Source organism: Pseudomonas sp. ICMP22404, from assembly GCF_006227205.1.
GTDB lineage: Bacteria > Pseudomonadota > Gammaproteobacteria > Pseudomonadales > Pseudomonadaceae > Aquipseudomonas.
Window position 1 is genome coordinate 606683 of record NZ_VCNG01000001.1, and the last position, 23148, is coordinate 629830.

General features: G+C 59.8%; 19 protein-coding genes and 2 pseudogenes. 6 read left to right on the plus strand and 15 right to left on the minus strand.

The window, feature by feature from the left end:
• Nucleotides 1–168: 168 nt before the first annotated feature.
• The 4 genes from FGE05_RS02785 to FGE05_RS02800 all read right to left on the minus strand — a co-directional run bounded on the left by FGE05_RS02785 (nt 169) and on the right by FGE05_RS02800 (nt 5318).
• A complete protein-coding gene (locus tag FGE05_RS02785) occupies nt 169–2331 on the minus strand; it encodes a hypothetical protein (RefSeq protein WP_139641360.1) in 2163 nt (720 codons plus the stop codon).
• Nucleotides 2318–3511 carry a DUF3142 domain-containing protein gene (locus FGE05_RS02790; RefSeq protein WP_139641362.1) on the minus strand — a complete coding sequence of 398 codons (1194 nt, stop codon included), beginning with the start codon at nt 3509–3511 and terminating at the stop codon, nt 2318–2320. Before FGE05_RS02790 ends, FGE05_RS02785 begins: the two co-directional genes overlap by 14 nt.
• A gap of 152 nt (nt 3512–3663) precedes the next feature.
• Nucleotides 3664–4290 (minus strand): glutathione S-transferase family protein, encoded by a 627-nt coding sequence (locus FGE05_RS02795; protein WP_139641364.1) that lies wholly within the window; start codon nt 4288–4290, stop codon nt 3664–3666.
• 125 nt (nt 4291–4415) lie between these two features.
• Nucleotides 4416–5318: a LysR family transcriptional regulator gene (locus FGE05_RS02800; protein WP_139641367.1), complete on the minus strand. Its 903-nt coding sequence runs from the start codon at nt 5316–5318 to the stop codon at nt 4416–4418.
• Between the two features lie 394 nt (nt 5319–5712).
• Between FGE05_RS02800 and FGE05_RS02805 the strand changes: the two genes are divergently transcribed.
• Entirely contained in the window at nt 5713–7842 is a 2130-nt protein-coding gene (locus tag FGE05_RS02805) for an LTA synthase family protein (RefSeq protein WP_139641368.1), read from the plus strand.
• Between the two features lie 100 nt (nt 7843–7942).
• Here FGE05_RS02805 and FGE05_RS02810 read toward each other — a convergent pair whose 3' ends face one another.
• Entirely contained in the window at nt 7943–8686 is a 744-nt protein-coding gene (locus tag FGE05_RS02810; RefSeq protein ID WP_139641371.1) for a hypothetical protein, read from the minus strand.
• A gap of 89 nt (nt 8687–8775) precedes the next feature.
• Here FGE05_RS02810 and ftrA point away from each other — a divergent pair, with 89 nt between their 5' ends.
• Nucleotides 8776–9813: a transcriptional regulator FtrA gene (ftrA, locus tag FGE05_RS02815; protein ID WP_139641372.1), complete on the plus strand. Its 1038-nt coding sequence runs from the start codon at nt 8776–8778 to the stop codon at nt 9811–9813.
• Here ftrA and FGE05_RS30015 read toward each other — a convergent pair.
• The 10 genes and pseudogenes from FGE05_RS30015 to FGE05_RS02865 form a co-directional block, all read right to left on the minus strand.
• A pseudogene (locus tag FGE05_RS30015) lies at nt 9734–9954 on the minus strand (hypothetical protein); the annotation flags it as partial. The gene ftrA and the pseudogene FGE05_RS30015 overlap by 80 nt on opposite strands.
• 11 nt (nt 9955–9965) lie before the next feature.
• Entirely contained in the window at nt 9966–11399 is a 1434-nt protein-coding gene (locus FGE05_RS02825) for an FAD-binding oxidoreductase (protein WP_139641374.1), read from the minus strand.
• Between the two features lie 18 nt (nt 11400–11417).
• A complete protein-coding gene (locus tag FGE05_RS02830) occupies nt 11418–12575 on the minus strand; it encodes a mandelate racemase/muconate lactonizing enzyme family protein (RefSeq protein WP_139641376.1) in 1158 nt (385 codons plus the stop codon).
• A gap of 85 nt (nt 12576–12660) precedes the next feature.
• Nucleotides 12661–14181 carry a tripartite tricarboxylate transporter permease gene (locus FGE05_RS02835; protein WP_139641378.1) on the minus strand — a complete coding sequence of 507 codons (1521 nt, stop codon included), beginning with the start codon at nt 14179–14181 and terminating at the stop codon, nt 12661–12663.
• A gap of 9 nt (nt 14182–14190) precedes the next feature.
• A complete protein-coding gene (locus FGE05_RS02840) occupies nt 14191–14664 on the minus strand; it encodes a tripartite tricarboxylate transporter TctB family protein (protein WP_139641380.1) in 474 nt (157 codons plus the stop codon).
• 69 nt (nt 14665–14733) lie between these two features.
• Nucleotides 14734–15705 (minus strand): tripartite tricarboxylate transporter substrate binding protein, encoded by a 972-nt coding sequence (locus FGE05_RS02845; RefSeq protein WP_139641382.1) that lies wholly within the window; start codon nt 15703–15705, stop codon nt 14734–14736.
• Between the two features lie 559 nt (nt 15706–16264).
• Entirely contained in the window at nt 16265–16861 is a 597-nt protein-coding gene (gene nudK / locus FGE05_RS02850; protein ID WP_139641384.1) for a GDP-mannose pyrophosphatase NudK, read from the minus strand.
• Nucleotides 16862–16924: 63 nt separating this feature from the next.
• Nucleotides 16925–17758 (minus strand): ammonia-dependent NAD(+) synthetase, encoded by an 834-nt coding sequence (gene nadE / locus FGE05_RS02855; protein WP_139641387.1) that lies wholly within the window; start codon nt 17756–17758, stop codon nt 16925–16927.
• 1 nt (nt 17759) lies between these two features.
• Nucleotides 17760–18989, minus strand: a complete 1230-nt coding sequence (gene pncB, locus FGE05_RS02860) for a nicotinate phosphoribosyltransferase (protein WP_139641389.1) — start codon at nt 18987–18989, stop codon at nt 17760–17762.
• A gap of 9 nt (nt 18990–18998) precedes the next feature.
• Nucleotides 18999–19646 (minus strand): nicotinamidase, encoded by a 648-nt coding sequence (locus tag FGE05_RS02865; RefSeq protein ID WP_139641390.1) that lies wholly within the window; start codon nt 19644–19646, stop codon nt 18999–19001.
• A gap of 183 nt (nt 19647–19829) precedes the next feature.
• Here FGE05_RS02865 and FGE05_RS02870 point away from each other — a divergent pair, with 183 nt between their 5' ends.
• The 4 genes and pseudogenes from FGE05_RS02870 (at nt 19830) to FGE05_RS30275 (ending at nt 23147) form a co-directional block, all read left to right on the plus strand.
• The gene (locus FGE05_RS02870) at nt 19830–20375 is read left to right on the plus strand and encodes an adenylyltransferase/cytidyltransferase family protein (RefSeq protein ID WP_139641392.1); all 546 of its coding nucleotides are present in this window, start codon (nt 19830–19832) and stop codon (nt 20373–20375) included.
• Between the two features lies 1 nt (nt 20376).
• The gene (locus FGE05_RS02875; protein ID WP_139641394.1) at nt 20377–21084 is read left to right on the plus strand and encodes an NUDIX hydrolase; all 708 of its coding nucleotides are present in this window, start codon (nt 20377–20379) and stop codon (nt 21082–21084) included.
• 185 nt (nt 21085–21269) lie between these two features.
• Nucleotides 21270–22289, plus strand: a pseudogene (locus FGE05_RS30270) (cache domain-containing protein); the annotation flags it as partial.
• Nucleotides 22263–23147, plus strand: coding sequence for a methyl-accepting chemotaxis protein (locus FGE05_RS30275; RefSeq protein WP_373682429.1), 885 nt, complete (start codon nt 22263–22265; stop codon nt 23145–23147). The pseudogene FGE05_RS30270 and the gene FGE05_RS30275, both read left to right, overlap by 27 nt.
• Nucleotide 23148 lies beyond the last annotated feature (1 nt).

Sequence of the window (23148 nt, forward strand, 5' to 3'; positions counted from 1 at the left end):
GTGGACAGACTTCACCACCGCTTCGTTATAAGGCGTTACCTTATAACCATAGCTGTGAAATTTCTGTTTTTAATTCTTCATGTTGGATGGCAAAACCGGTGAGATGAACAGGGCCTTTGTGGCGCGGGGATTTATCCCCTCGCCACGAGGTTTTCAAATAGATCGAAGTCAGCCAGCCGAACTCTGCGCCTTGCGACGACGTCGACTGATCAGGCCCAACGCGCTTGCGACTACAAACAGCACGCCGCCGATCTGCAACCAACGTTTGTAGGGACGCAACTCGGAACGAATCGGATCGAGGGCTTGGGTCACGTAGCGTTTGTCAGCCGCACGGAAATCCGGCTCCTGGCACTGATGACCGAAATCCCCAGCCCACGTCACATAAGGACCTTCTTTCACGTAGCGCTGATACAACGCGCTTTGTTCCTCGAGACTCGAGTTGTACGCCACGGCTCTGCACAACACCGCCGCAAATGCCTGGCTGGTATGGGGCACATTGTCCGCCGCCTTGCTTGCCAGGGCGGTGGCGACAAAACGGTAGTGATAGCGCTCGTTCGGTTGCGCGGCGCTGGCCTGCTGGCGTTGCACCTCCCCTTCGGCCACCAACGGCCCGACCTTCAGCTCAACCGGCTCCAGGCTGTAGCCGCCTCCCATGACGGCATAGTCCGGCGCCATCTCGTAACCGAGCATCTCCATGCCCCAATCGCGCGCCATCCTGGACGCATAGAAATACGCCTCGGCGCGCCGGGTCGGCCACCATTTGGACTCTGCCTCCTGGCGCAGTTGCCCGTAGGCCCGGGCCTTGTTCTGCAGATCGGGGTTATCGAAGTAAGCCGGTGCCTCGTCATACCGCCCTTCCCGCAACAAGCGACGGCCCAGCAGGTTGCGCAACTGGGCGGCGACCGGCAGTTGCACGTAGTTGTCGCGATCCTGCTGGCTCAATGGCGGTGGCGCCGGGACCTGGGCGTCGACGTACTGTTTCAATTCCTCTGCGGTCAGTACCCGCTCGGCGACTGCAGCGGCGTCGTACCAGTAGTTGCCCTGGCCACGGTAAAGCTGATCGAACGCTTGCAGGTAATCACCCCGTTGCAGGGCCAGGATCGCGCTCTCGCCTTCGACCCGGCACTTGGGCTGCACCGTTTCGTAATCCCAATCCGGCGTGCGCCGATTGCCCCAGGATTCGTCCTTTGGAAACGCCTGGGCCGCCTTGGAATAGGCCGCAGCCGCCGCCGTCTTGTCACCGTCACGCACCGCCAGTTTGGCCCGCAGCCACCAGGCCAATCCGCTGTCGCCGGCTTTTTCCACAAAGGCTTTGGCGCTGGCGTAATCGCCGTGCTGGTAGCTCACCGCCGCCAGCCGATCGGCATCGTCCAGATTGCCGTGACTACTGGCTTGCAGCAGCTTGACCAGCCTTTTATCACCGGATGGCTCCTCCCCATCCCACCAACTGACGCGGCTGAGCAAGTAGCTCGTCACCAACCGCTGCACGGCTTCGCTCTTGAGCAACTCCCTCAGGCGATCATCCGGCTGGCCATTCAGGTCCGCCGCCAGATACAACAACGAGCTGTAACCGACCTCGGAACCGTGCAGCGACTGGGTCGCATACAGCTTGATAGCACTGTCCCAGTCGTCTGCGGTATAGGCTACCCTGGCTTCTTCGCCGAGACTGGCGATAGCCAGCTCCAGCGGATCACTGAAGCCGGCAACGCTCAGGTCTCGGACCTGGCGAAACGCCGCACGGGCCTGATCCCGCGACGCCGCCGGATCTTCATTGCCCGCCTCGGTACTCACGGCAAACAAAGCCCGCCCCAGGGAATAGGCCGCCCAGGTACTGCGCAACGGGCGCTGGTCCGCTGGCAATGCCAGCAACTCCTTGAACGCCTGGGCAGCCCTCTGGTTTTCACCGGCACCAAAGGCGGCCGCGCCGATGGCGTACAACCGTAGCTCGGCCGGCAGGTTCGCTGCTTGCGCCGCGACCTCGTCGACGTCGGTCAACGCCCGCAACCGCTCCACCAACGCTTGCTGCGGTGGGGTCAGGCCAATCCGTTCAGCCTCGCTGCGCTGTGCCACGTAGGCAGACATGTCGTCGTAGTTGTAATCCGGATTGCGCGTCGCCTCACTGGCCGGCTTGAGTCCCGCGATGGCATGGCCAAGACGCTTGATCTCGAAGCGAAAGCTGCCTTCGGGTAATTCGGCCAAGGATTGGGCGCGGTTGTCCAGCAAGCGCATCGGAAACTCCGGACCACAGGCCAACGCCTGGCCCAACGGCAAGCCGAGGCTCATACAAAACACCGGGCAGAGCAAACGACGAGGCCATTTACGGGTAGACATTGAAAGCTCCTTGTTCAATTTTTGTACAGCGCGCCCAACCCATGGCCCGTTGGGCACCGGCAGCGAGGCGACCTTCCTGAATGCGGGTGAAGGTAAGCAGTCCGGGGGTTTGTTGCAACGTATAACCCGCCAAGGCATCGACCCCATCACATGCACCAACGGCAAGTGTCACGCGTTGGGGCCAGGGGCTGTCGAGATTGCCCCGATTGGCCAACCGGATATCGTACAAACCGTCTTTTTCCTCCACCGCCAGGGCCAGGTGGCTGTCCAGTTTGTCTCCTCGAGCCACCGCGCCGAGGGTGGTCAGGCTCCAGACACGGCGGTCACCCGCCAGCGGCAAGCGAAACCAGATCAAGCCAGCCAGGTGTTTCGGCGGTTCGGCACGCAGATCCGCGGCCAGGCCAGCCACCTGTTGCGGGTCTGCCAGCAGTTCCAGCCGCTCGCCTCCTCGGTCGATGGGCACTTCGCTTTCAACCACTGGCACGCCGCTCTCTTGGGTCAACAGCGCCACGCCATAAGCCGGCAGGGCCAGGTAGAACGGCCGCCGGGTGACCTTGCTCCAGCGCTCGGCCCAGTGCCGGGCCTGTTTCGGATCGAACAACCCCTGCCGCGGGTCGCTCACCGCATGGACCTGTAGCACGCTGCTGTCCACGGCCTCCAACAACCCGGGCAGCGCGGGGCTGTCGAGCCAGGCCGGCAAGGCCGTGATACTCAACCGCAAAGTAGACGGCAAGGTCTGGCGCAACTGGCTCAGGAATGTCCCATAGGCCGGCAACCGCGCGTTACCGGCGTCATGGTCGATCTCCACGCCCACCGGTGTCAGACCCTGGGCTTGCCAGTCACTCAGCACTTGCTGGATCTGCGCAATGACCTCGTCCCGATCCAGCGTTCCGAGCTGACCGTCCAGGCGGATCACCGCAATCAGCGGTCGGCCATCGGCCTTGAGCAAGGCCGGATCGATCCGCGCACGGCTCCAGCCCGCACGGGGAAACGCCTGCAAGGCCAACACCCGCAAGCTTGAGAAGTCCTGATGGCTCTGGCGCAGCGCCGATGCGTGGGCCGGCGTCCACTGGCGTTGCCAGATATAGAGTTGTTGATCGAGGGGCGCGGCGGGGGGTTGCTCGCAGCCCTGCAAAAGCAGCGCGACGAGTGCCAGCGATGTCCGGAAAAGAAAAGTCATGAACCTTCATCACCCGCTAAAACCCGGCAGATTACCGTGTCTTGCACCGAACGGGCATAGGGCCACACCATTGCGCCGAAGTTTTCATGTGTCACCACGAGGGCAGGGCCGCCGTATGCCCAACGGCCCTTCCCACGTGCGACAGACTACGCTCAGACGTGTTTCTGCAAACCGACAGCCGTACGCGGCATGCCCACGAACCCGGGCAGGGCCTCGATCCGCGCCAGCCACTCGCGGACATGGACGTAGTCGTCCAGCGACACGTTGCCCTCCGGCGCATGGGCGATGTAGGTGTAGCCGGCGACATCGGCGATGGTAGGCGCATCACCCGCCAGCCAGGTGTTGCTGCTCAAATGTTGATCGACGACTTTCAACAGACCGTGGGACCGGGCGATCACCTCCTCGGCGTTATAAGGCGCACCGAACACCGTGATCAGCCGCGCGGTGGCTGGCCCCGTATGGATTGCGCCAGCTGCCGTCGATAACCAGCGCTGCACCTGAGCGGCACCCACCGGGTCGCTCGGAAGCCAGCGGCCCTTGCCATATTTCTGCGCCAGGTACACCAGGATGGCGTTGGAGTCGGCCAGTACCACGCCGTCATCGTCGATCACTGGTACCTGACCAAATGGGTTGAGGGCCAGGAAGTCCGCCTGTTTATGCGCCCCCTTGGCCAGATCGATGAAGATGACCTCGACTGGCAACTCGAGCAGCGAAAGCATCAATTGCACACGGTGGGCATGTCCGGAAAGCGGGAAGTGATAGAGCTTGATAGGGTTCATGGTCGACTCCGCTGGAAATGACGCCGTCAGCAGAACGGCATCGATGGCGTCATCTTCCTCCTCAATTAAAAGCTAGAGAATCACCCGTAAACGCAATCCATTATTTCCTTCAGCGAAACAATGCATTAGTTTCTCAAGGCCGGGTGTCTACGCAGGGCGCTGACCGTGAAATCGACAAAACTGCGAACCCGAGCCGGTGCATTGCGCCCCCCCTGGTACAGCACATGAATCGGCAGGGGCGGCAGTTCAAAATCGGCCAGGACGATTTCCAGCTCCCCGCTGGCGATCTCCCCCGCCACTTGATAAGACAGCACACGGGTCATTCCCAGACCCTGGCAGGCTGCCGTAATGGCGGCCTGATTGGCGGTGACCACCAACCGAGGCACTGGCCGGACCGCCAGCGGTTGCCCGGCATCGAGGAAGGTCCAGCTTCTGACCTGGCCAATGGCCGAAGAGGCCACTACCGGCAGTCGCTCAAGCGCTTGCGGATGCTGGGGTCGACCGTGCTGAGCGAAAAACGTGGGAGAGCCGCAGACGACCCGCCGCACTTCACCGACGCGGACGGCGTGCTGATTGCTGTCGGGCAGCTCGCCGATGCGCACGGCAATGTCCATGCCTTCCTCGACCATGTTGACGTTGCGGTCCAGCAGCAAGGCATTGATGCTGACTTCCGGATACTGCTGCAGGTATTCCACCAGCAGGGGCGTGACGAACAACTGACCGAACAGCACCGGTGCGGTGATCGTCAGTTGCCCCCTGGGCTGGGCATGGCTGCCGGCCGCCGAATCCTCGGCTTCCTGTAGATCGCCCAGGATCCGGCGACTGTCCTCCAGAAAGCGCTGGCCGGCTTCGCTCAGGTACACGTTGCGGGTGGTGCGAACCAGCAACGGCGTGCCGATGCGTTGCTCCAACGCTGCCACCGCACGGGTGACACTGGCTGCCGACAGACCCAAGCGCCGCGATGCCGCCGAAAAACCCGACTCCTGGGCAACAGCAATAAACACCTGCATTTCCTGAAACCTGTCCATCCATCCCCCGATGAGAAATCCTGATACAAGTTTTCCAAACGCCGCAAAGCAGCGCCGCACGGCCATTGTAGGGCCTGAGCAAACGAACCGTAGCGTCACGACCCGGCTACTGATGAACAAGCTTGCTACCATCGCGCCCATCATTACCCTTTGATGACTAATAAACAGCACAGAATCCTGTGGGAGCGAGCCTGCTCGCGATAGCGGTGAATCAGTCGCCATCCATATGAATGACCCGTAGCTATCGCGAGCAGGCTCGCTCCCACAAGGCTGTGTGCCTGGTTCCAGACTCCGTACAAGGCCTGTTTTCGTGAACGTTTTTTTACGCGGACTCTTTTCCCCCTTCGCCCCTTTGATCACTTTGGGCAGCCTGGTCCTGATCGTTCCCCTCGCAATGCGTATCGCACTGGGTTGGTCCGATCCGTTGGGCTACCTGTCCGACCTGGGCGTTGGCGGCTTGCTGCTAGCGCTGCTTTACCGCCGCCCCCTCTGGCTGGCCTTGCCTGTGTTGCTGGCCTGGACCGCGCTGACGTTGGCCAACATCGAGTTGATCAGCGCCGTCGGACGCATGCCCAACCCCTCGGACCTGCACTACCTGACCGATCCGCAATTCGTCGAAAACTCCAGCAGCGGCGGCTTCGCCCATCCCTGGTTGGCCACGCTGCAACTGACAGCGCTGGCGCTCTGGCTGATGGTGCAATGGCCAGGCCGCTCACACCGCGCACTGCCCTTGCCACGCCACGCCTGGGCATTGCCGGCGCTGCTCCTGCTGGTCCACGGCACCGTACAATCCTGGCGCCCCACCGGGGCGGACCAGTGGAACGTGTTCAATCTACCCCATCAACTCGCCACGGCGGCGGTCGCAACCGGGCAGGACCGGATCCAGCACTGGCTTGAAGGCGATACAGACGCCCAGATCCCGCCGATGGAAGGCCTTACCCGGCTGGACCTTGATGGAGAGAAACTGCTGACCGCGCCAGGCCAGGCGCGCAACGTGCTGGTCATCGCCCTGGAAGGCATACCGGGTGCCTATATAGAAACCAACCGCCAGGCCCTGAAAGCCGGTTATCAGGATAGCCCCATGCCGCGCCTCAGTGCCTGGGCCGAGCGAGGCATGAACACGCCCGATTATGTCCTGCACAGCCACCAGACCATCCGCGGCCTGTACTCGATGTTGTGTGGCGACTACGACAAGCTCGACGATGGCACGCCCAAGGGCGTCGAAATGCTCAACCAGACCCAGCGCAACCAGGACTGCCTGCCGGCCCAGTTGCGCCAGCATGGCTTTGCCACGCATTTCCTCCAGGGTGCGGGCCTGCGGTTCATGGCCAAGGACCGGATCATGCCCCACATCGGCTTCGATACGACCCTGGGTATGGAATGGTTCACCCAACCCGCTTACCTGGAGTTTCCCTGGGGCAAGGACGACAAGACCTTCTTCGAAGGCGCGCTGGACTACGTCGAACACCTGCAACAAACGGACAAACCCTGGATGCTCACCCTGCTGACCGTGGGCACGCATCAGCCCTACTCCGCACCGGATGACTACCTGCAGCGCTATGAAACCGCCAAACAGGCCGCCGTGGGTTACCTGGACGATGCGCTGGATAACTTCCTCATCGGGCTGGAACGCCAGGGCATCCTGAAAGACACCTTGGTGGTGATCACCTCGGACGAGTCCCATGGCATCGACGATGTACGCTTGGCGTCATCCTGGGGATTCAACCTGACGCTGGCGCCGGAACCCTTGCCGCGCATCAAGCCAGGCACCTATGGGCACGTCGACCTCACCGCCTCGATCCTCGACTACTTCGGTTTCCCGGTGCCTGCGTCGCTGTCCGGTCGTTCGATGTTCAGGGACTACACAACGGGACGGGAAATCATGTCGTTCACCAATGGCATGCTGCGCTACCACGACGGCAAGGGCACGTTCACCGAATGCGATTTCCTGCAGCGTTGCCGCTACTACGCCAGCGAAGGTTTCATCGCCGACCGGGCGACCTACGGCGGGCACTACAGCGACCAGCGGGCCAGGCTGATCAGCGCACGGGCAACGGCCCTCAACCAGACCCTGCTACGCACGCCTCTGAACCAGCATTATCAATTCGGCAGCACCGAGAAAATTCCACTTCCCGCCCAGGTTTCCAACGACTGGACCGACAACCTGATCGGCGCCCAATACCTGGAAATGCCCCAGGGTTCGCAGACCCGCGTCAGCCTGAGCATCCGCGCCATCGAGACGGACCATACGGCCTATATTTCCCTCAAGGCCAAGGAGTTCGAGCAGGATGTGCCGATGGAACTGCCGACCGATGTAGCGGTGACGTCCGAACAACCGCTGGTGATGAACATCCGTTTCGATAACCCGCAGACCCGCAAAGCCTTTTCCTTCCATTTGCTGGGCCACGGGGAGGGTGCTATCGAGATCAGCGACTTCAGCGTCGTGACCGAGCTGCCGGGCCAGACGGACCAGCCGGAATACCTGGACGATATGCAGGAGGACAGCCAGGCCCAGTCCAGTTGAACAAAAAGCGCGCAGCCGCTGGACGGCTGCGCGTTTGTTCGGGCCTGTCCTGACCACTCACGGCGCTGTAACGCCGGGATTGATCGCTGCGCTTCAATACTTATCCACAGGGCATCGCTTCGCCGGCCGGAGCCACCTGCCAACTGGTACTGAGGATAATGCGCGTGGCGTTTCGTTGAATCGGCACCAGATGATGCAGCGTGGTACCGGACTTGAGGAAATACACGTCACCCTTGAGGTGGTGGCAGGCCTTGCCGGGGTTGTCCAGGCGGTATTCCCATGCGTTCAGGTCATCCTTGTTCCCGTTGCTGTGGGGCACGCATTGCAGCACGTCGCCCCCCTCCGGGTCTTCAGGCGCCTCGATGATCCAGACCAGGGTGTAGGGGTAATCGCCCCAATGCCAACCATGGGTATCGTCTGGATGATTCAGCCGACTGATCAGGTACTGTCCGCGGTCCAGGCAGGACGCCAAGTCTTCGCCTGCGATGCTGCCGAGGAAATGGCGTAGCGACCCGGAGTGGTAAAGCGCCGGGATCACGACCCCGCCCTCGGCGATTTCCGCCTGAGGGATCACATGGATCTTGCGGTAGGGATCATGGATAAACAGGACGGTCGCATCGCGACCTGCCGAATATTCATCGAGCAACCCATGTACTTCGGACTGGAGCGCTTCCGGCATCTCGCCGGGTAGAAATGAAAAGTCCTTGAAGTGGAAATAGCCCTCTCGGTGAAACGAATTACGAACCTGCTTCATCCGGATTTCATTGCTCAAGAAATCCCGGAAGTGCCTGGAAAGTTGCTGTTCCACATCCGCCAGGATCCGACCTGTTTTTCGATTACTCATTCATTGCTCCATCCCATAGCCCGATTGTAGGACGACGGAACTGTTCGCTACAGTGCAACAGACGACAACAAACGGTAGTTTTACGCCAAATGCACACCCACCCAGGAACAGTGGCCATTCTCGTTTACGAGGGTCTTTGCGTATTCGAATTCGGTATTGCGCTGGAGATATTCGGCTTGCCTCGTCCAGAGTTGGACGTTGCGTGGTACGCCCACCGCATCGTTGCTGTCGATCCGGTCCCCATGCGGGCATTGGGGGGCATCCAGATCTCGGTCGACGCCGGGCTGGAAGAGCTGGACACCGCAGACACCATCATCATTCCCGGCTGGCGCTATCGCGACCCACCTCCGCAAGCGTTGCTGAACGCTCTCATAAACGCCCATGCCCGAGGCGCCCGCTTGCTTTCGATCTGCTCGGGTGTGTTCGTACTCGCCGCCACGGGACTGCTCGACGGTGAAACGGTAACCACCCATTGGCAGTTTTCCGATGAGCTTGCCGAACGCTTCCCTCTCATCAACGTGGACCCGAATGTGCTGTATGTCGATTCGGGGCAGATCATTACCTCAGCCGGCAGTGCCGCCGGCATCGACGCCTGCCTGCACCTGATCGCACGGGATTTTGGTACTCATATCGCCAACTCGGTGGCCCGTCGCCTGGTCATGGCGCCACAGCGAACCGGTGGTCAATCGCAATTCATCGTCGCCCCCGTGGGCAAGTCGCCGCGCAACGAACTGAGCCAGGTCCTGCAGTGGATCCGCGAACACCTGGACCAACCCCTGAGCGTGTCCGACATGGCCGCTCGCGTGGCCATGAGCGAGCGCACTTTCCTGCGTCGTTTCATAGAAACGACCGGCCTTTCGCCAAGGGCCTGGCTGCAACAGGAACGCCTGAACCGGGCCAGGGAACTGCTGGAAACCACCGATCAGAGCGCGACCGGCATTGCGCAGGCCTGTGGTTATCGCTCAGTGGAAAGTTTCCGGGCGGCGTTCAGGAACGCCGTCGGGTTGCCGCCCTCGGCCTACCGTGAAAGATTTGGTAGCGCGAAGATCAGCCGGCAAGCGTCCCGGGTTGCAGCGGCTGAACCCCATCCACCAACCGATGCCACTTGGCGTACTGCAACCGCATGATGGTCTTGCCGTCACAGATCGCCCCCACCCGATCATGCCCAAGGCCTGGTCGAGTGGCAGCTCCAACACTTCGATTTCCTCGCCTTCTTCCAACCCGCCGCCGGCGTGTCGTTTGTCTTCGTCGTCATACTCGTCGACGAAGCCCGGCGCGGTCACTCCAGTACAGTGGTGAACACTTTGCCTGGGTTCATTAACCCGGCGGGGTCCAGCGTGCGTTTGATGGCACGCATCAACTCGATCTCCAGGGGGTCCTTGAAGCGAACTGCCGCCTCAGGCTTGGCTTGCCCCAAGCCATGCTCGGCGCTGATGCTGCCGTTGAAGGCGCTCGTCATCCGGTAGATGACTTGCATGATCGCGTGTTCATGAGTCCTGAACGAGGCGTCCGCATCGCCGAGCGGCTTGCTGATGTTGTAGTGCAGGTTGCCATCGCCCATGTGGCCATAAGAAACAATGCGCACGCCAGGAAAGTCCCGTTGCAGGGCCTTGTCGGTGCACTCGATGAATTCCGGTATCCGGCTCACGGGCACGCTGATGTCATGCTTGAGGCTCGGACCTTCATGATTCTGCGCCTCGGAAATGCCTTCGCGCAGTGCCCAGAGCGCCGCGGCTTGTGCCTGGTTGCCGGCCAATACCGCATCAATGACCCACCCACGCTCAAAGGCGTCGGCCAGGCCGTTTTCAAGCAGCAGTGCCAACGGCGCGTCGGGCACGGTGTCGCGCAATTCAATCAAGGCGTACCAGGGGTGCTTCGTTGCCAGCGGGTCGCTGCAGCCGGCCACATGGTCCAGGACAAAATCCAGGCTCTGGCGCGACATCATTTCGAAGCCCGTCAGGCGGTCGGCACACAAGCCGCGAACATGGCCGATCAGGTCCACCGCCGCCTGCGGCGAAGGCAGCGCGACCCAGGCTGTCGCCGTGCTGTGGGTCATCGGGAACAGTTTGAGCACCGCCGCCGTGATGATCCCGAGAGTGCCCTCCGAGCCGATGAATAAGTGCTTGAGATCGTAACCGGTATTGTCTTTGCGCAGCCCCCGCAACCCGTTCCAGACGCGACCGTCAGGCAGCACCACTTCCAGGCCGAGGGTAAGCTCACGCATGTTGCCGTATCGCAGCACTGCCGTGCCGCCGGCATTGGTCGCCAGGTTGCCGCCCACCGTGCAACTGCCCTCCGCTCCCAGCGAGAGCGGAAACAGGCGACCGGCCTGGTGGGCGGCATCCTGCAATTGTTGCAGGATCACCCCGGCCTCGACCGTGATGGTTTCGTTAGCCAGATCGATGTCACGGATACGTTTCATCCGGGTCAAGGACAACACCAGCTGATTGCCAGAGGGGTCAGGAATCGAGCCGCCGCACAAGCCGGTGTTGCCGCCTTGCGGCACCAAGGCAACCTGGGCGTCATGACAGATCCGTACAACCTCGGCCACCTCTTCGGTCGTCGCCGGACGTACCACCAAGGCCGCCAGGCCTTGATAGGCGTTACGCCAATCTGTCAGATAGCTTTGCATCAGCTCTGGGTCGCGCACCAATCCTGCTTGCCCGACCACCTGCTCGATGCGTTGCAGCACCTCTTGGCTCAATGATGGCATCCTCTGTCCTCGACCGGTTTACGGACGCTGCCCGAACGCCGCCTGGCTCGCCGTCCAACCCGCCACACGCTCGCTCAAGGACAACCCAAGGCCAGGGCGGGTAGGCACTAACATGCGTCCATCGCGGGTTTGCATGCGTTCGTTGAACAGAGGCTCCAGCCATTCGAAATGCTCAACCCATGGCTCGCGGCTATACGTGGCGGCCAGATGAATGTGCAGTTCCATGGCAAAGTGCGGCGCGATCATCAGTCCCGCTTGCTCGGCCAACGCCTGGACCTTGAGGTAAGGGGTAATGCCACCGACACGGGGCGCGTCGGGCATCAGGTAATCGGCGGCGCGCAGCTTGATGAATTCCCAGTGCTCGGCAACGCTGGTGAGCATTTCACCGGTCGCGATCGGCGTGTCGAATTGCAGGGCCAGCGCGGCATGACCTTCAGCGTCGTAGCAATCCAACGGTTCCTCGATCCAGACCAGGTTGAACTGCTCGAGACGTCGACACATTCGCTGCGCAGCAGGTCGGTCCCATTGCTGGTTGGCATCCACCATCAACGGAAAGTCATCCCCCAGATGTTTGCGGATGGTGCTGACACGGCGCAGATCCAGCGCCTGGTCAGGCTGGCCGACCTTGAGCTTGATGCCCCCGATGCCCTTCTCCCGGGAAAGGTCGGTATTGATCATTAATTGGTCAAGCGGAGTGTGAAGGAACCCACCCGACGTGTTGTAGCACTGAACAGAATCGCGATGGGCGCCCAGCAAGCGAGCCAGGGAAAGATTTGCCCGCTTGGCTTTCAGATCCCACAAGGCGACATCAAACGCACCAATCGCCTGGGTGGCCAGACCGCTCCGCCCCACCGAAGCACCGGCCCAGCAGAGCTTGTCCCACAGCTTGGAAATGTCGCTGGGGTTTTCGCCAATGAGGCTGGGGGCAACTTCCTGGGCATGGGCAAATTGCCCAGGACCACCGGCGCGCTTGGAATAGCTGAATCCCAAGCCCCGATGGCCGTCCCTGGTTTCGATTTCCACAAACAGAATGGCGATTTCCGTCATCGGCTTCTGCCGACCGGTGAGCACCTTGGCGTCGCTGATGGGATTGGCCAGCGGCAGGTAGACCGAGGCCACGCGCACCCAGGCAATACGGTCGTCGTCGGAGGAAGGTATTTGCGGCGTCTCTTGCATGGCTATGCTCCGAACGTTTTGGAGTCAGCCGCTGCCGCACGGGTTCGTGTGACAGCGGCATATACGCGGGAATGAAAACAGGCCACTAACTGCGCATCAATTCGATAGCAGCGCTTTTCCTGTTGCGAATGACCGTCACCAGGTGCCAGGAGATAGACGCGGCGGCCAGGATGAGAAAGCCCGCTGAGATGGGGTTGGACAGGAAGCCGGTGAAATTGCCATCGGACAGCATCAAGCCACGACGCAAATTGGTCTCCGCCATGGGGCCCAGGATGAAACCGATGATGAACGGCGCAATCGGCAACCCGCTCTTGACGAACCCGTAGCCCAGCAAGCCAAACAGCAGCACCGCCCAGACGTCGAAGATCCGGCTGTTCAGGCCAAATGCGCCAACCACACAGAGCACAAGGATGATCGGCAACAGAATGTGCTTGGGCACCGCCAGCAGTTTGATGAACATGCGCAGTCCGTAGAACTCGAGCACCAGCATCAGGACCGAAGCGAGGATCAGCGCGGCGAAGATCGTATAGACCAACGGCGCCTGGCTGATGAACAGCAGAGGCCCCGGCTGGATGCCGTGAATCATGAAACCGCCGAGCATCACAGCCGTGGTGGTATCGCCGGGAATGCCCAGGGTCAACAGCGGAATCATCGCGCCGCCAATGCCGGCGTTGTTTGCCGTCTCGCTGGCGACCACGCCGTCGATCTTGCCTTTGCCGAACTCTTCCGGGGTTTTGGAACGTTTCTTCGCCACGATATAAGAAACGATATTCGAGGTACCGGCACCGATACCGGGCAGGATACCAATGCCCAGGCCGATCAGGGATGAACGGGTGGCATTGGGCAGTTGACCGACGAACTCCTTCATCGAAAAACCAAAACCTTTTACGCCTTTCATGCTGACGTGCTGTGGTTTGGCTCGATGGCTCAGGCGTGCGCTTTCAGCAAACTTCAGCACTTCGGCCACTGCAAACATACCGATCATGACAGTGAGCATGGCAAAGCCGCCATTGAGGCTCGGCAGGTCAAACGTAAAACGGCGGATCGCCTCGACCGGGGCAATCCCCACGGTGGAAAAGGCAAAGCCCAGGGCACCGGCGAACAGGCCTTTGACCAACGAGCCGGTGGACAGCGTGGCGATCAACGTCAGCGAGAAAATCGCGATGGAAAAGTATTCGTGCGGGCCAAAACTCAAGGCCAGATCCGCCAGGATCGGAGCGATGAACATCAGCGCGGCGATACTGAAAATAGTGCCCAGGAACGAGAACACCACGCCGATCCCCAGCGCCTTGACGCCCATTCCCTTCTTCATCAACGGCCAACCATCGAATGTCGTGGCGATCGATGCCGGCGTTCCCGGTATGTTGAGCAATATCGCCGATATCAGTCCTCCCGAGGTGGCACCGACAAACAGCGCAACCAGCAGCGCCAGGCCCGTGCCAGGGCCCATCGAGTAAGTCAGGGGCAAGCACAACGCGATAGCCATGGTGGCCGAAAGCCCGGGCACCGCACCAAAAACAATCCCCACCGCAACGCCGAGTGTCATGAGGAAAAACACATAGGGAGTCAGTACGGCACCGAAGCCTTGCTGCATGAGTTCAATCATGGCCGTCTCCTAGAAATCCAATAGACCGACAGGCAGGAGCAAGTCGAAGCCATGGCGAAAAATGTAAAAGATCAACACTGACGAAACGACCGCGATGAACCCGTACAGGAGGTGCTTGACCTTCTGTTCCGCAGGGGTCAACACGATGAATTGGACGTACAGATAAAGCACGGTCATGACGATGAATCCCACGGGTTGCAGCAACGCGGTGTAAAGCAGCACCAATGCGAGGGACTTGAAGACCGTCGGATAATCAATCTGCTCGGTTTTTTCAGCGGGTTCGGCAGGTTGGTCCGGCAGCTTTCGCCACGCCCATAATTGCAACGCGCCCAACAGGCACAACGCAACGGCGAGCACCCAGGGCACAAACGCAGCATCGACGAAACTGCGGCGCGGCAGATTCAGGGTCAATACCAGATACGCCACGCCGGCACCGAGCATTGCAAGTCCGGCAATCAGCTCGTTTCTTTTATAGGAATCCATACAGGCTCCTCTTGCTGGGAAGGACTGGGCTGTCGGGTGCCAGTACGCACCCGAGCCCGTCATGCGGTGTTATTTGGCCTTACGCATCTCGTCCTTGAACTGCATGAAGCTGTCGCGGGTTTTGTTGAGGGTCGCAATGGCTTCTTCGCTGCCCTGGAAGCTGACCGGTTGCTTGAACGACTTCTTCAGCTCCTCGGCGTATTCCGGCTCTTCGGTGATCTTCTTCATCGTATCGGCCATTTTCTTGACGATGGCCGGGTCCGTACCCTTCGGGAAGGCCACGACGTAAGGCTTGTCCAGGACCAGGTCCACGCCTTGTTCCTTGAAGGTCTTCACGTCACCCAGCAGTGCGTTGCGCTCGGCGTTGGGTTGACCCAGAGCGGTCATTTTGCCGCTGGTGATGTAATCCTGGACCGAGCCATAGCTGATGGCACCGAGGTCGATGCGCTTGCCCAGCAAGGCGACGATTTTTTCGGACACTGTGCCGCTGTCGACCATTTTCAATTTCACGCCGGCCAGCTTCTCGAACATCAGCCCTTGAAGATGGGAGAAGTTGCCCATTTCGGTACCGTAGGTGATGGTGCCGGGCTTGGCCTTGGCTTTTTCAATCAGTTGATCAAGGGTGTCGATGCCCGAGCTTTTCGCCGAGACAAACACCGCACCTTTGTCGACGCCAGCGATGCAGGAGATATCAAATGCGTCAAAACGGTCCTCGGAGAGCCCTGCCACCTCGTTCACGATCAACTGGCCGGTATGGGTAAACAGAATGGTATTGCCATCCGGTGCCGCGCTCTTGACCGCATCGGCGGCAATCGTCCCGCCCCCGCCAGCCATGTTGGTGACGACCATGGGTTTGCCAGTGAGCTTGGTGAAATACTTGGCCATCATTCGGGCATTGAAATCGGTATCACCACCGGCATTGGCAATGACCACCACCTGCACGGGGCGGCTTGGCCAGTCACTGGCGTCGGCGGCCATTGCCGTGCCGGCGGTCAGGCTCAGAAAAGAGGCGATTAAAGAGGCGCAGAATGTTTTTCTCATTATTGTTCTCCAAGTACTGCCATTCATTGGGGGTAGGAACTAAGGAGGAAACGCAAGCGACAGACACCCTCGCCTGGCTGGACAGCTGACGTCGCTTGAATGTCGATAGGGGAAAATTCGATTGCACTTGCAAGCCTGCATAAGGCTTTTCAGAAAGTGGCGAAGGCCGTTGGCGCTCTGTGGAGAGAAGCAAGGCCGACGTATTACAGACTTGCTGGGCTGCAAATGTAGAAGGCATATCGGAGCCTTTCGTTTTTATTATTTTTTGATGTCATACGTTGTCGTATGACTGAATATCATCACCTATGTCCCAGGTTGTCAACGCAGTTGTTCAGCGGTTCTTCGTGAATACGACGAACCGGCTGCCGACAGGAGCGGGTTGGGTCTGCGTTCTAGCGCACCAAGGCATGGCGTATCGAGCAGAAAAAACTTCTGGATTCAAGCTTGTAGCGCTTCATCCAACGAAGCTGTGGAAAACCCCGATCAAGCTCGATTCTTGGCCGGGGAAGAGCTCACCGTAAGTTTCTGGAGCGTCCTGGCTGGAGGCCTGAGAGTGAACCTAATCCAGCAACCGATGCAGCTTGGCGTACTGCAACAGCATGATGGTCTTGCCGTCGCAGATTTCTCCGCTCTCGATCATGCCCAGGGCCTGGTCAAGCGGTAGCTCCAGCACCTCGATTTCCTCGCCCTCCTCTTCCAACCCGCCGCCGGCGTGTCGTTTGTCTTCGTCGAAATACTCGCCGACGAAAAAATGCAGCCGCTCCGTCACCGAGCCCGGGCTCATGAAGGCTTCGAAGACCTTGCGCACGTCTTGGATGACGTAGCCGGTTTCTTCCTGGGTTTCCTTGCGGATGCAGGTGTGCGGATCGTCGTTGTCCAACAGGCCGGCACAGGTTTCGATCAACAGGTCATCGTGTCCGTTGACGAAGGCCGGAAAGCGGAATTGCCGGGTCAACACCACGGTCTGCTTGGCCTTGCTGTACAGCAGGATTGTGGCGCCATTGCCGCGGTCATAGGTCTCGCGGGTCAACTCCTGCCATTGGCCGTTGCGACCGAGGTAGTCATAGGTGGTCTTGCGCAGTACGTACCAGTTGTCCGAGAGCACTTCGACGTTCTTGATGCGTACGCGATCGTTGATACCGGTTGCCTGGGTCATTCATCCACTCCATTCGGGACCAGGGTTGCATTTGAAAGCCTGCTTACGTTGGCTTGATGTCGTTCATGACACCGCCGGAACACGCGGCAATGCTCGTTTGTGAGCCGTCTTGCCGTAGGCGCGTTCGATGATGTGTCGCGCCTGAGGCGACACCTCTTCGCCCATCAGATACGCATCGATCTCCATGTAACTGCAACCATACGCCACCTCATCCAACCGACCGGGTGCCAAGTCTTCCAGATCGGCGGTCGGCGCCTTGTGCACCAGCGACGCAGGCGCGCCCATGGCATCGGCCAACCACCGCACCTGAGTCTTCGTCAGCCCGGACAACGGCGCCAAGTCGCATGCACCGTCGCCGAATTTAGTGAAGAACCCCATCACCGCCTCCGCGCCATGGTCGGTACCGACCACCAGCCCATTGCTCATATTGGCAATGGCGTATTGTGCCAACATCCGTGCCCGGGCCTTGGCATTGCCTTTGACAAAGTCAGTGTGCTCGGCCGAAGGCTGCAAGCCGTCGATCGCGATATTGGCCATCAGGCCATCCACACACGCGGCAATGTTGCTCGTGGTGATCAGGTCCGGCCGGATGAAGTCCAAGGATGCTTGGGCGTCTGGCTCATCGGCCTGGGTCTTGTAAGGCAGTCGCACGGCGATGAAACGCGCCTCGTAATCCTCGCCTCGCAATTGTTCCACCGCCAACTGGCATAGACGCCCGGCTGTGAGCGAGTCGACGCCGCCGCTGATACCGAGTACCAGGGACGTGCAACCCGACTCACGTAAAACCTGCTTGATAAACCCAACGCGACGGGCAATCTCGAGGTGCTCACCGCCCTGTTTGAGTTGGCGATCGATGCCCAGTTCCCGGGCAATGCGCTCTTGCTGAAGTGAAGTCATATCAGGCTCCCATCTGTGGATTGATCAGGGCGACGTTGAACACTTGGGCGGCATAGCGAAGGAACGAAACGTCTTCACAGACGTTCTTGATCGGATCATCGGAGAACTTCACCACCGGCTCGCCATGAACGCGCACCAGTTTCATGACAATGCTCAGCGGCTCGACCCCCTCGACATCGCAGGCCAGGCTGGTGCCCATGCCAAAACCGAACTTGGCCTTGCCGCGGACATGACGCAGGATCGGCAAGCATTTTTCGAAATTGAGACCGTCGGAGAACATCAGGTCCTTGGTCCGTGGATCGACACCCAATTCCCGGTAACGCCCCAGCACTTTGTCAGCCCAGACAATCGGGTCACCTGAATCCTGGCGCAGCCCGTCATAGAGCTTGGCGAAGTACAGGTCGAAATCCTTGAGGAAGAAGTCGGTGCTGATGCAGTCCGTCAGCGCGATACCGAGCCGGCCACGATACTCGCGCACCCAGTTTTCCAAGGCCGCGTTCTGACTCTCGCGCAGGCGCCCGAGTTGCTGATGGACCATCAGCCATTGGTGAGCCATCGTGCCGATCAGTGGGAGATCGAACTCATACGCCAGGTGAGCGTTACTGGTGCCGACAAACACGCCGGGAAAATCACTGCGCATGATATTCACCACTTCACGTTGCGCCCTGAAGGACAGCCGGCGACGGGTGGAAAAGTCGGAAACACGGAACTCGGCAAGTTCTTCACGACTGGCGTTTTTCTCCAGCCACTCGAACTTCTGGTACAGCTTGCGGGTAACGTCGGCCAGTTCGACTTCGGGGTACTTCTCGCGGTTGCGCAGTTCGCTGACCATCGCCAGTACCGGCTGCTCGAACATGATGCAGTGCAACATCGGACCACGAACGCGGATGTGCAGTTGGCCGTCAACCTCCGACACGTGGATGTAGCGCAGATTGAAGCGAAACAGACCCAGGAACTGTTCGAAGTCCGGTGTCAGGTATTCGCGGAAACGCTTGTTGAACAAAAACCTTTGCTCCCCCTCGCGCAATTGCAATCCGGCAAGCTTTTCCAGTTCCACACGAATGTCCGGGATCAGGTGACCGAGCCGCTCTTTGGAACGCACGATGAACTGATACTCCACCTCCACGTTCGGGTGCTGGTGCAAAACCGCCTGCATCATGGTGAAGGTGTAGTAATCGGTATCCAGCAGGCTCTGGATGACGCCACTGTTTGAGTCGAATGCGCTGTCCATGTTTGCTCCTTACTCGCTTGCCAGGCGGATGGTTTCTTCGCGGGTCCTGGCAACCCAGACCCCCGCTTGCCGCAGGTCCTGAATGGCTTGCGTGGCGCCCTCCTCGCTGATCGCCCGGCAGGCCGGAAGGTGAACGATCACGTTGAAGCCGGCGGCAGTCAGTTGCAGGGCCGTGGTCTTGACGCAGAAATCCAGCGCCAGCCCGCCGACAAGAACCTGCTCCACACCCAGGCCTTTCAGGTACTCGATCACCCCGGTGGACAGCTTGCCGTGCAGGTCGTGGTAACAGGCGCCGTACGGGTGAAAATCCGGCTCGACGCCCTTCCAGACGAAATAGTCGTAGTCGTAGGGAGTCGGCAGTTCGTCCAACAAGGTGAAACCTTCGGTACCAGGAACACAGTGGCTGACCCAAGTGACGTCGGCGTGCTCGAGCCCGGTCGGGGTGAGCATCTGTGAATGCTCGGCGACCACCCATGGCGCCTGAGGCGAATGGGCATCCTTGCTGCCGACACGCAGGCTGGCCAGGGAAGCGATGAAATTCAGCTCGTCGCCAATTTGTTCTCCACCAGGCACAGGCAGCTCATCAGGGCAAAGCGGTGTAAAGCTCTTTTGCGCATCGACATCGAAGGAAGCCGTCTTACGGTTCAGGCTATTCATACTGGTTTCTCCTGTTCACAGCAACGAGAGTACATAACGTGTACTTTAATGACAAGCCACCGTGAAAAGAATTTTTCTTGCCTATCGATTCATGCACGTATGAAATAGACATGGCTCAGATAAATTTCACCGGACACGTTTTTGATGTTACGGTACATGTCGTGTACCTAAAGAGAATAAGCCATGTTCGAACTGGCCCTTTATGGCGGCGCCTTCAATCCCCCTCATGCCGGTCACGCCCAGGTGATGATCCAGGCGTCATTCCAGGCCAGGCGCGTGCTGGTCGCCCCAAGCTTCAGGCATCCCTATGGCAAGCGAATGGTTGACTATGAAATTCGCCTGAAATGGCTGGAGTCGATCGTCGAGCACGTTCAGCCGCTGTGCTGCGCGCCAGTGCATGCAAGCCGGATCGAGCAGGTCGTCGCGCGTGGTGTCGAAGGCGCCATCTACAGCTACACCCTGCTTGCCCACCTGGCCGACAGCCTGGCCTTGGACGGCAAGCGGATAGCGTTAGTGGTGGGCCAGGACGTCGCGGATCTGTTACCGACCTTCTACCGCGGCCAGGAATTACTGGAGCGCTTTTCCATCCTTTGTGTGGAAGAGAAGATCCATGTGCGCAGCACGCTGGTTCGCGAACGACTGGCTTTAGGCGAACTGCTGCCCAATCACTGGATGGCACCCGGCATGGACCCGGTAAACTACGACCTTTACGCTACCCACGGAAACTGACATGCCGAACCGCACAGCCGCTGCGCGCGATTATCTGCACACCATCGACCTGTGTGTGCTGCGCTTCAACCGGGAAGCCCAGGCCCTTGAAATCCTCCTGAACCGCCGGGAAGCCGAGCCGTTCGCCGGCCATTGGGCGCTGCCAGGGATCGTGGTGAATGGAGGGGTCGAAGATCTCACGCTGAGCGACGCCGTGGAGCGCCTGCGCAATTCGAACAAAGTGGGCATGCCGCTGGCCTGGATCGAACAGGTCGGCACCGTCGGCGACGCGTTCCGCGATCCACGCTGCTGGTCATCATCGACGTTCTACCTGGCCATTGTCAGCGATACGCCCCCGCTCGCCGAACACCAGGGATTCTTTGCGCTAAAGGACGTCGCTGACGCCACGATAAAACTCCCTTTCGACCACAACAGCCTGGTGGCTGCCGTGCAGGAGCGGCTGTTCTCCAAAGCGCTCTACAGCAGCCTGCCGCTGATGTTCCTTGGTTCAGAATTCAGCGCGCCGGAAGCCGTGGGCATTTTTTCCCTGGTACTCGAGCGTCCGGTGCTCAAGACCAGCATGCGCCAGCGTCTGCTGAAGATGACCGAAGCGGGCTACCTGCAGGAAACCGGCCGCAAGAAAAGCGGCGACGGCGGCCGCCCGCAACGCACCGTGGAAAACCTCAAACCGGGCAGCGTCTACCTTTTTGACCGGTGTTTTCTGGAGTGATGCTCAGCCCGGAATCCGGGCGCTCGGCAAGCGCGCATCCGCGTCACTTGATGCCATAAAAATTCCTACGATTGCCCATCATCTTTTCTAGTTCGACAAAACCTGTCCACTCGTCAAATCTTCGCCCAACCCTGGCGGGGACTCATAAAAACAAGACCTGACGAGCGTGCTTCATGGGCATCAGTATGAAATTCGGCCACAAGATCCTTCTCGGCGCCTGTGTCATCTCGGTGGCAGTATTCCTGTCGTTCTCACTGCTCAATGACCATCGACAACAAGCAAGTACCCGCGAAGCGCTGCACAGCAGCTTGCAAACCACTGGCAAGTTGCTCGGCGCCAACCTCGACAATTGGCTGGCTGGCCGGCTCCTGCTGATCGAGGGCGCCGCCGAAACCATTGCCGCCGACCCCACCCCGGCTACCATCAGCAAGATGCTCTCTCAAGACATCATCACCAAGACCTTTATCGCCAGCTATGTCGGGCTCCAAGATAGTCGTTTCTTCATTTATCCCGAGCGGGTGATGCCCGATGGCTACGATGTCCGTCAGCGCCAGTGGTACAAGGAGGCGGCAGCCTCCCTCAGCCCCGTCCTGACCGAACCCTACATTGGAGCCGGCATCGATTATCTGATCATGACCGAGGCGGTGCCGATCAAGATCAACGGCAAGGCAGCCGGCGTATTCGGGGCGAGTCTGAGCCTGGAAAAGCTCGCCAGCATCGTCAACTCCGTTGATCTCAACGGCATCGGCTATGCCTTCCTGGTCAGTGACGACGGCAAGATCCTGGTGCATCCGGACAGTGCCTTGGTCACCAAGACTCTGGCCCAAGCGTTCCCCGAAGGTGCTCCGGGTATCAATGACAACCTGAATGAAGTACAGGAAAACGGCAGCACCCGGATCGTTACATTCACGCCGATCAACGGCCTGCCGTCATTGCACTGGTCCATCGGACTGTCGGTGGACAAGGACAAGGCCTACGCCGCGCTCCATGAGTTTCGCACCTCGGCCCTGATCGCAACGCTGATTGCGATACTGATCACCGTTGTCTTGCTCGGTCTATTGATCAATGCCCTGATGCGGCCTTTACGCAATATGGGCTTGGCCATGCAATCCATTGCCGATGGCGAAGGCGATCTGACCCAACGCCTGCAGAGCCTGTCCCAGGACGAGTTTGGCGTGATGGCTGGCGGGTTCAACCGCTTCGTCGAACGCATTCAGCACTCGATACGCGAAGTCCTGACGTCCAGTAGCCAACTTACCCAACTGGCCGCGCAGGTCAGCCAGGCATCGCACTCGTCCCTGAAAAGCTCCGACACCCAGGCGGCGTTGACCCACAACATCGCCACAGCCATCAACGAGCTGGGCGCCGCCGCCCAAGAGATCGCCCGTAGCGCCGCACATGCGTCAAATCTCGCCTCGGATACCAAGACCCAGACCCATGAAGGCCAACAGGTAGTGGAGCGCAGCATCAGCGCCATGGCACAGCTCTCATCACAAGTGATCAATACCCGTCAGGACATCGAAAGCCTGAATGAAAAAACCTTGAAAATCGGCCGGATCCTCGACGTGATCAAGGGCATTTCCGACCAGACCAACCTGCTGGCCCTCAACGCCGCCATCGAGGCCGCCCGTGCCGGAGACGCCGGACGTGGCTTTGCGGTGGTCTCGGACGAGGTGCGCACCCTCGCCCATCGCACTCAACAATCGGCGCAGGAAATTCACAATATGATCGAGGAGTTGCAAGCCGGCGCCGGCAGCGCCGTCAATGCCATGCTGGAAAGCCAGCGCCACAGCGACACCAACGTCAGCACCGCCAGGCTTGCCGGTGAACGACTCAATCAGGTACTGCAGGGCATTGGCGAGATCGACGAAATCAACCTATCCATGGCCACCGCCACCGAAGAACAAACCTCAGTGGTGGACAATCTGGATCGGGACATCAGCCACATCAATGACCTGAACCAGAAGACTGTCGGCAATCTGCAATCCACTTTGCAGGCGTGCAATGAACTGGAAAAACAGTCGATCCGCCTGCAGCAGATGGTCAACACCTTCAAGATCTGAA

Excerpts from the sequence above, each read along its gene's own strand:
- FGE05_RS02785 (WP_139641360.1), bottom strand. The coding sequence starts at position 2,331 with ATGTCTACCCGTAAATGGCCTCGTCGTTTGCTCTGCCCGGTGTTTTGT.
- FGE05_RS02790 (WP_139641362.1), bottom strand. The coding sequence starts at position 3,511 with ATGACTTTTCTTTTCCGGACATCGCTGGCACTCGTCGCGCTGCTTTTG.
- FGE05_RS02795 (WP_139641364.1), bottom strand. The coding sequence starts at position 4,290 with ATGAACCCTATCAAGCTCTATCACTTCCCGCTTTCCGGACATGCCCAC.
- FGE05_RS02800 (WP_139641367.1), bottom strand. The coding sequence starts at position 5,318 with ATGGACAGGTTTCAGGAAATGCAGGTGTTTATTGCTGTTGCCCAGGAG.
- FGE05_RS02805 (WP_139641368.1), top strand. The coding sequence starts at position 5,713 with ATGCGTATCGCACTGGGTTGGTCCGATCCGTTGGGCTACCTGTCCGAC.
- FGE05_RS02810 (WP_139641371.1), bottom strand. The coding sequence starts at position 8,686 with ATGAGTAATCGAAAAACAGGTCGGATCCTGGCGGATGTGGAACAGCAA.
- ftrA (WP_139641372.1), top strand. The coding sequence starts at position 8,776 with ATGCACACCCACCCAGGAACAGTGGCCATTCTCGTTTACGAGGGTCTT.
- FGE05_RS02825 (WP_139641374.1), bottom strand. The coding sequence starts at position 11,399 with ATGCCATCATTGAGCCAAGAGGTGCTGCAACGCATCGAGCAGGTGGTC.
- FGE05_RS02830 (WP_139641376.1), bottom strand. The coding sequence starts at position 12,575 with ATGCAAGAGACGCCGCAAATACCTTCCTCCGACGACGACCGTATTGCC.
- FGE05_RS02835 (WP_139641378.1), bottom strand. The coding sequence starts at position 14,181 with ATGATTGAACTCATGCAGCAAGGCTTCGGTGCCGTACTGACTCCCTAT.
- FGE05_RS02840 (WP_139641380.1), bottom strand. The coding sequence starts at position 14,664 with ATGGATTCCTATAAAAGAAACGAGCTGATTGCCGGACTTGCAATGCTC.
- FGE05_RS02845 (WP_139641382.1), bottom strand. The coding sequence starts at position 15,705 with ATGAGAAAAACATTCTGCGCCTCTTTAATCGCCTCTTTTCTGAGCCTG.
- nudK (WP_139641384.1), bottom strand. The coding sequence starts at position 16,861 with ATGACCCAGGCAACCGGTATCAACGATCGCGTACGCATCAAGAACGTC.
- nadE (WP_139641387.1), bottom strand. The coding sequence starts at position 17,758 with ATGACTTCACTTCAGCAAGAGCGCATTGCCCGGGAACTGGGCATCGAT.
- pncB (WP_139641389.1), bottom strand. The coding sequence starts at position 18,989 with ATGGACAGCGCATTCGACTCAAACAGTGGCGTCATCCAGAGCCTGCTG.
- FGE05_RS02865 (WP_139641390.1), bottom strand. The coding sequence starts at position 19,646 with ATGAATAGCCTGAACCGTAAGACGGCTTCCTTCGATGTCGATGCGCAA.
- FGE05_RS02870 (WP_139641392.1), top strand. The coding sequence starts at position 19,830 with ATGTTCGAACTGGCCCTTTATGGCGGCGCCTTCAATCCCCCTCATGCC.
- FGE05_RS02875 (WP_139641394.1), top strand. The coding sequence starts at position 20,377 with ATGCCGAACCGCACAGCCGCTGCGCGCGATTATCTGCACACCATCGAC.
- FGE05_RS30275 (WP_373682429.1), top strand. The coding sequence starts at position 22,263 with ATGGCTGGCGGGTTCAACCGCTTCGTCGAACGCATTCAGCACTCGATA.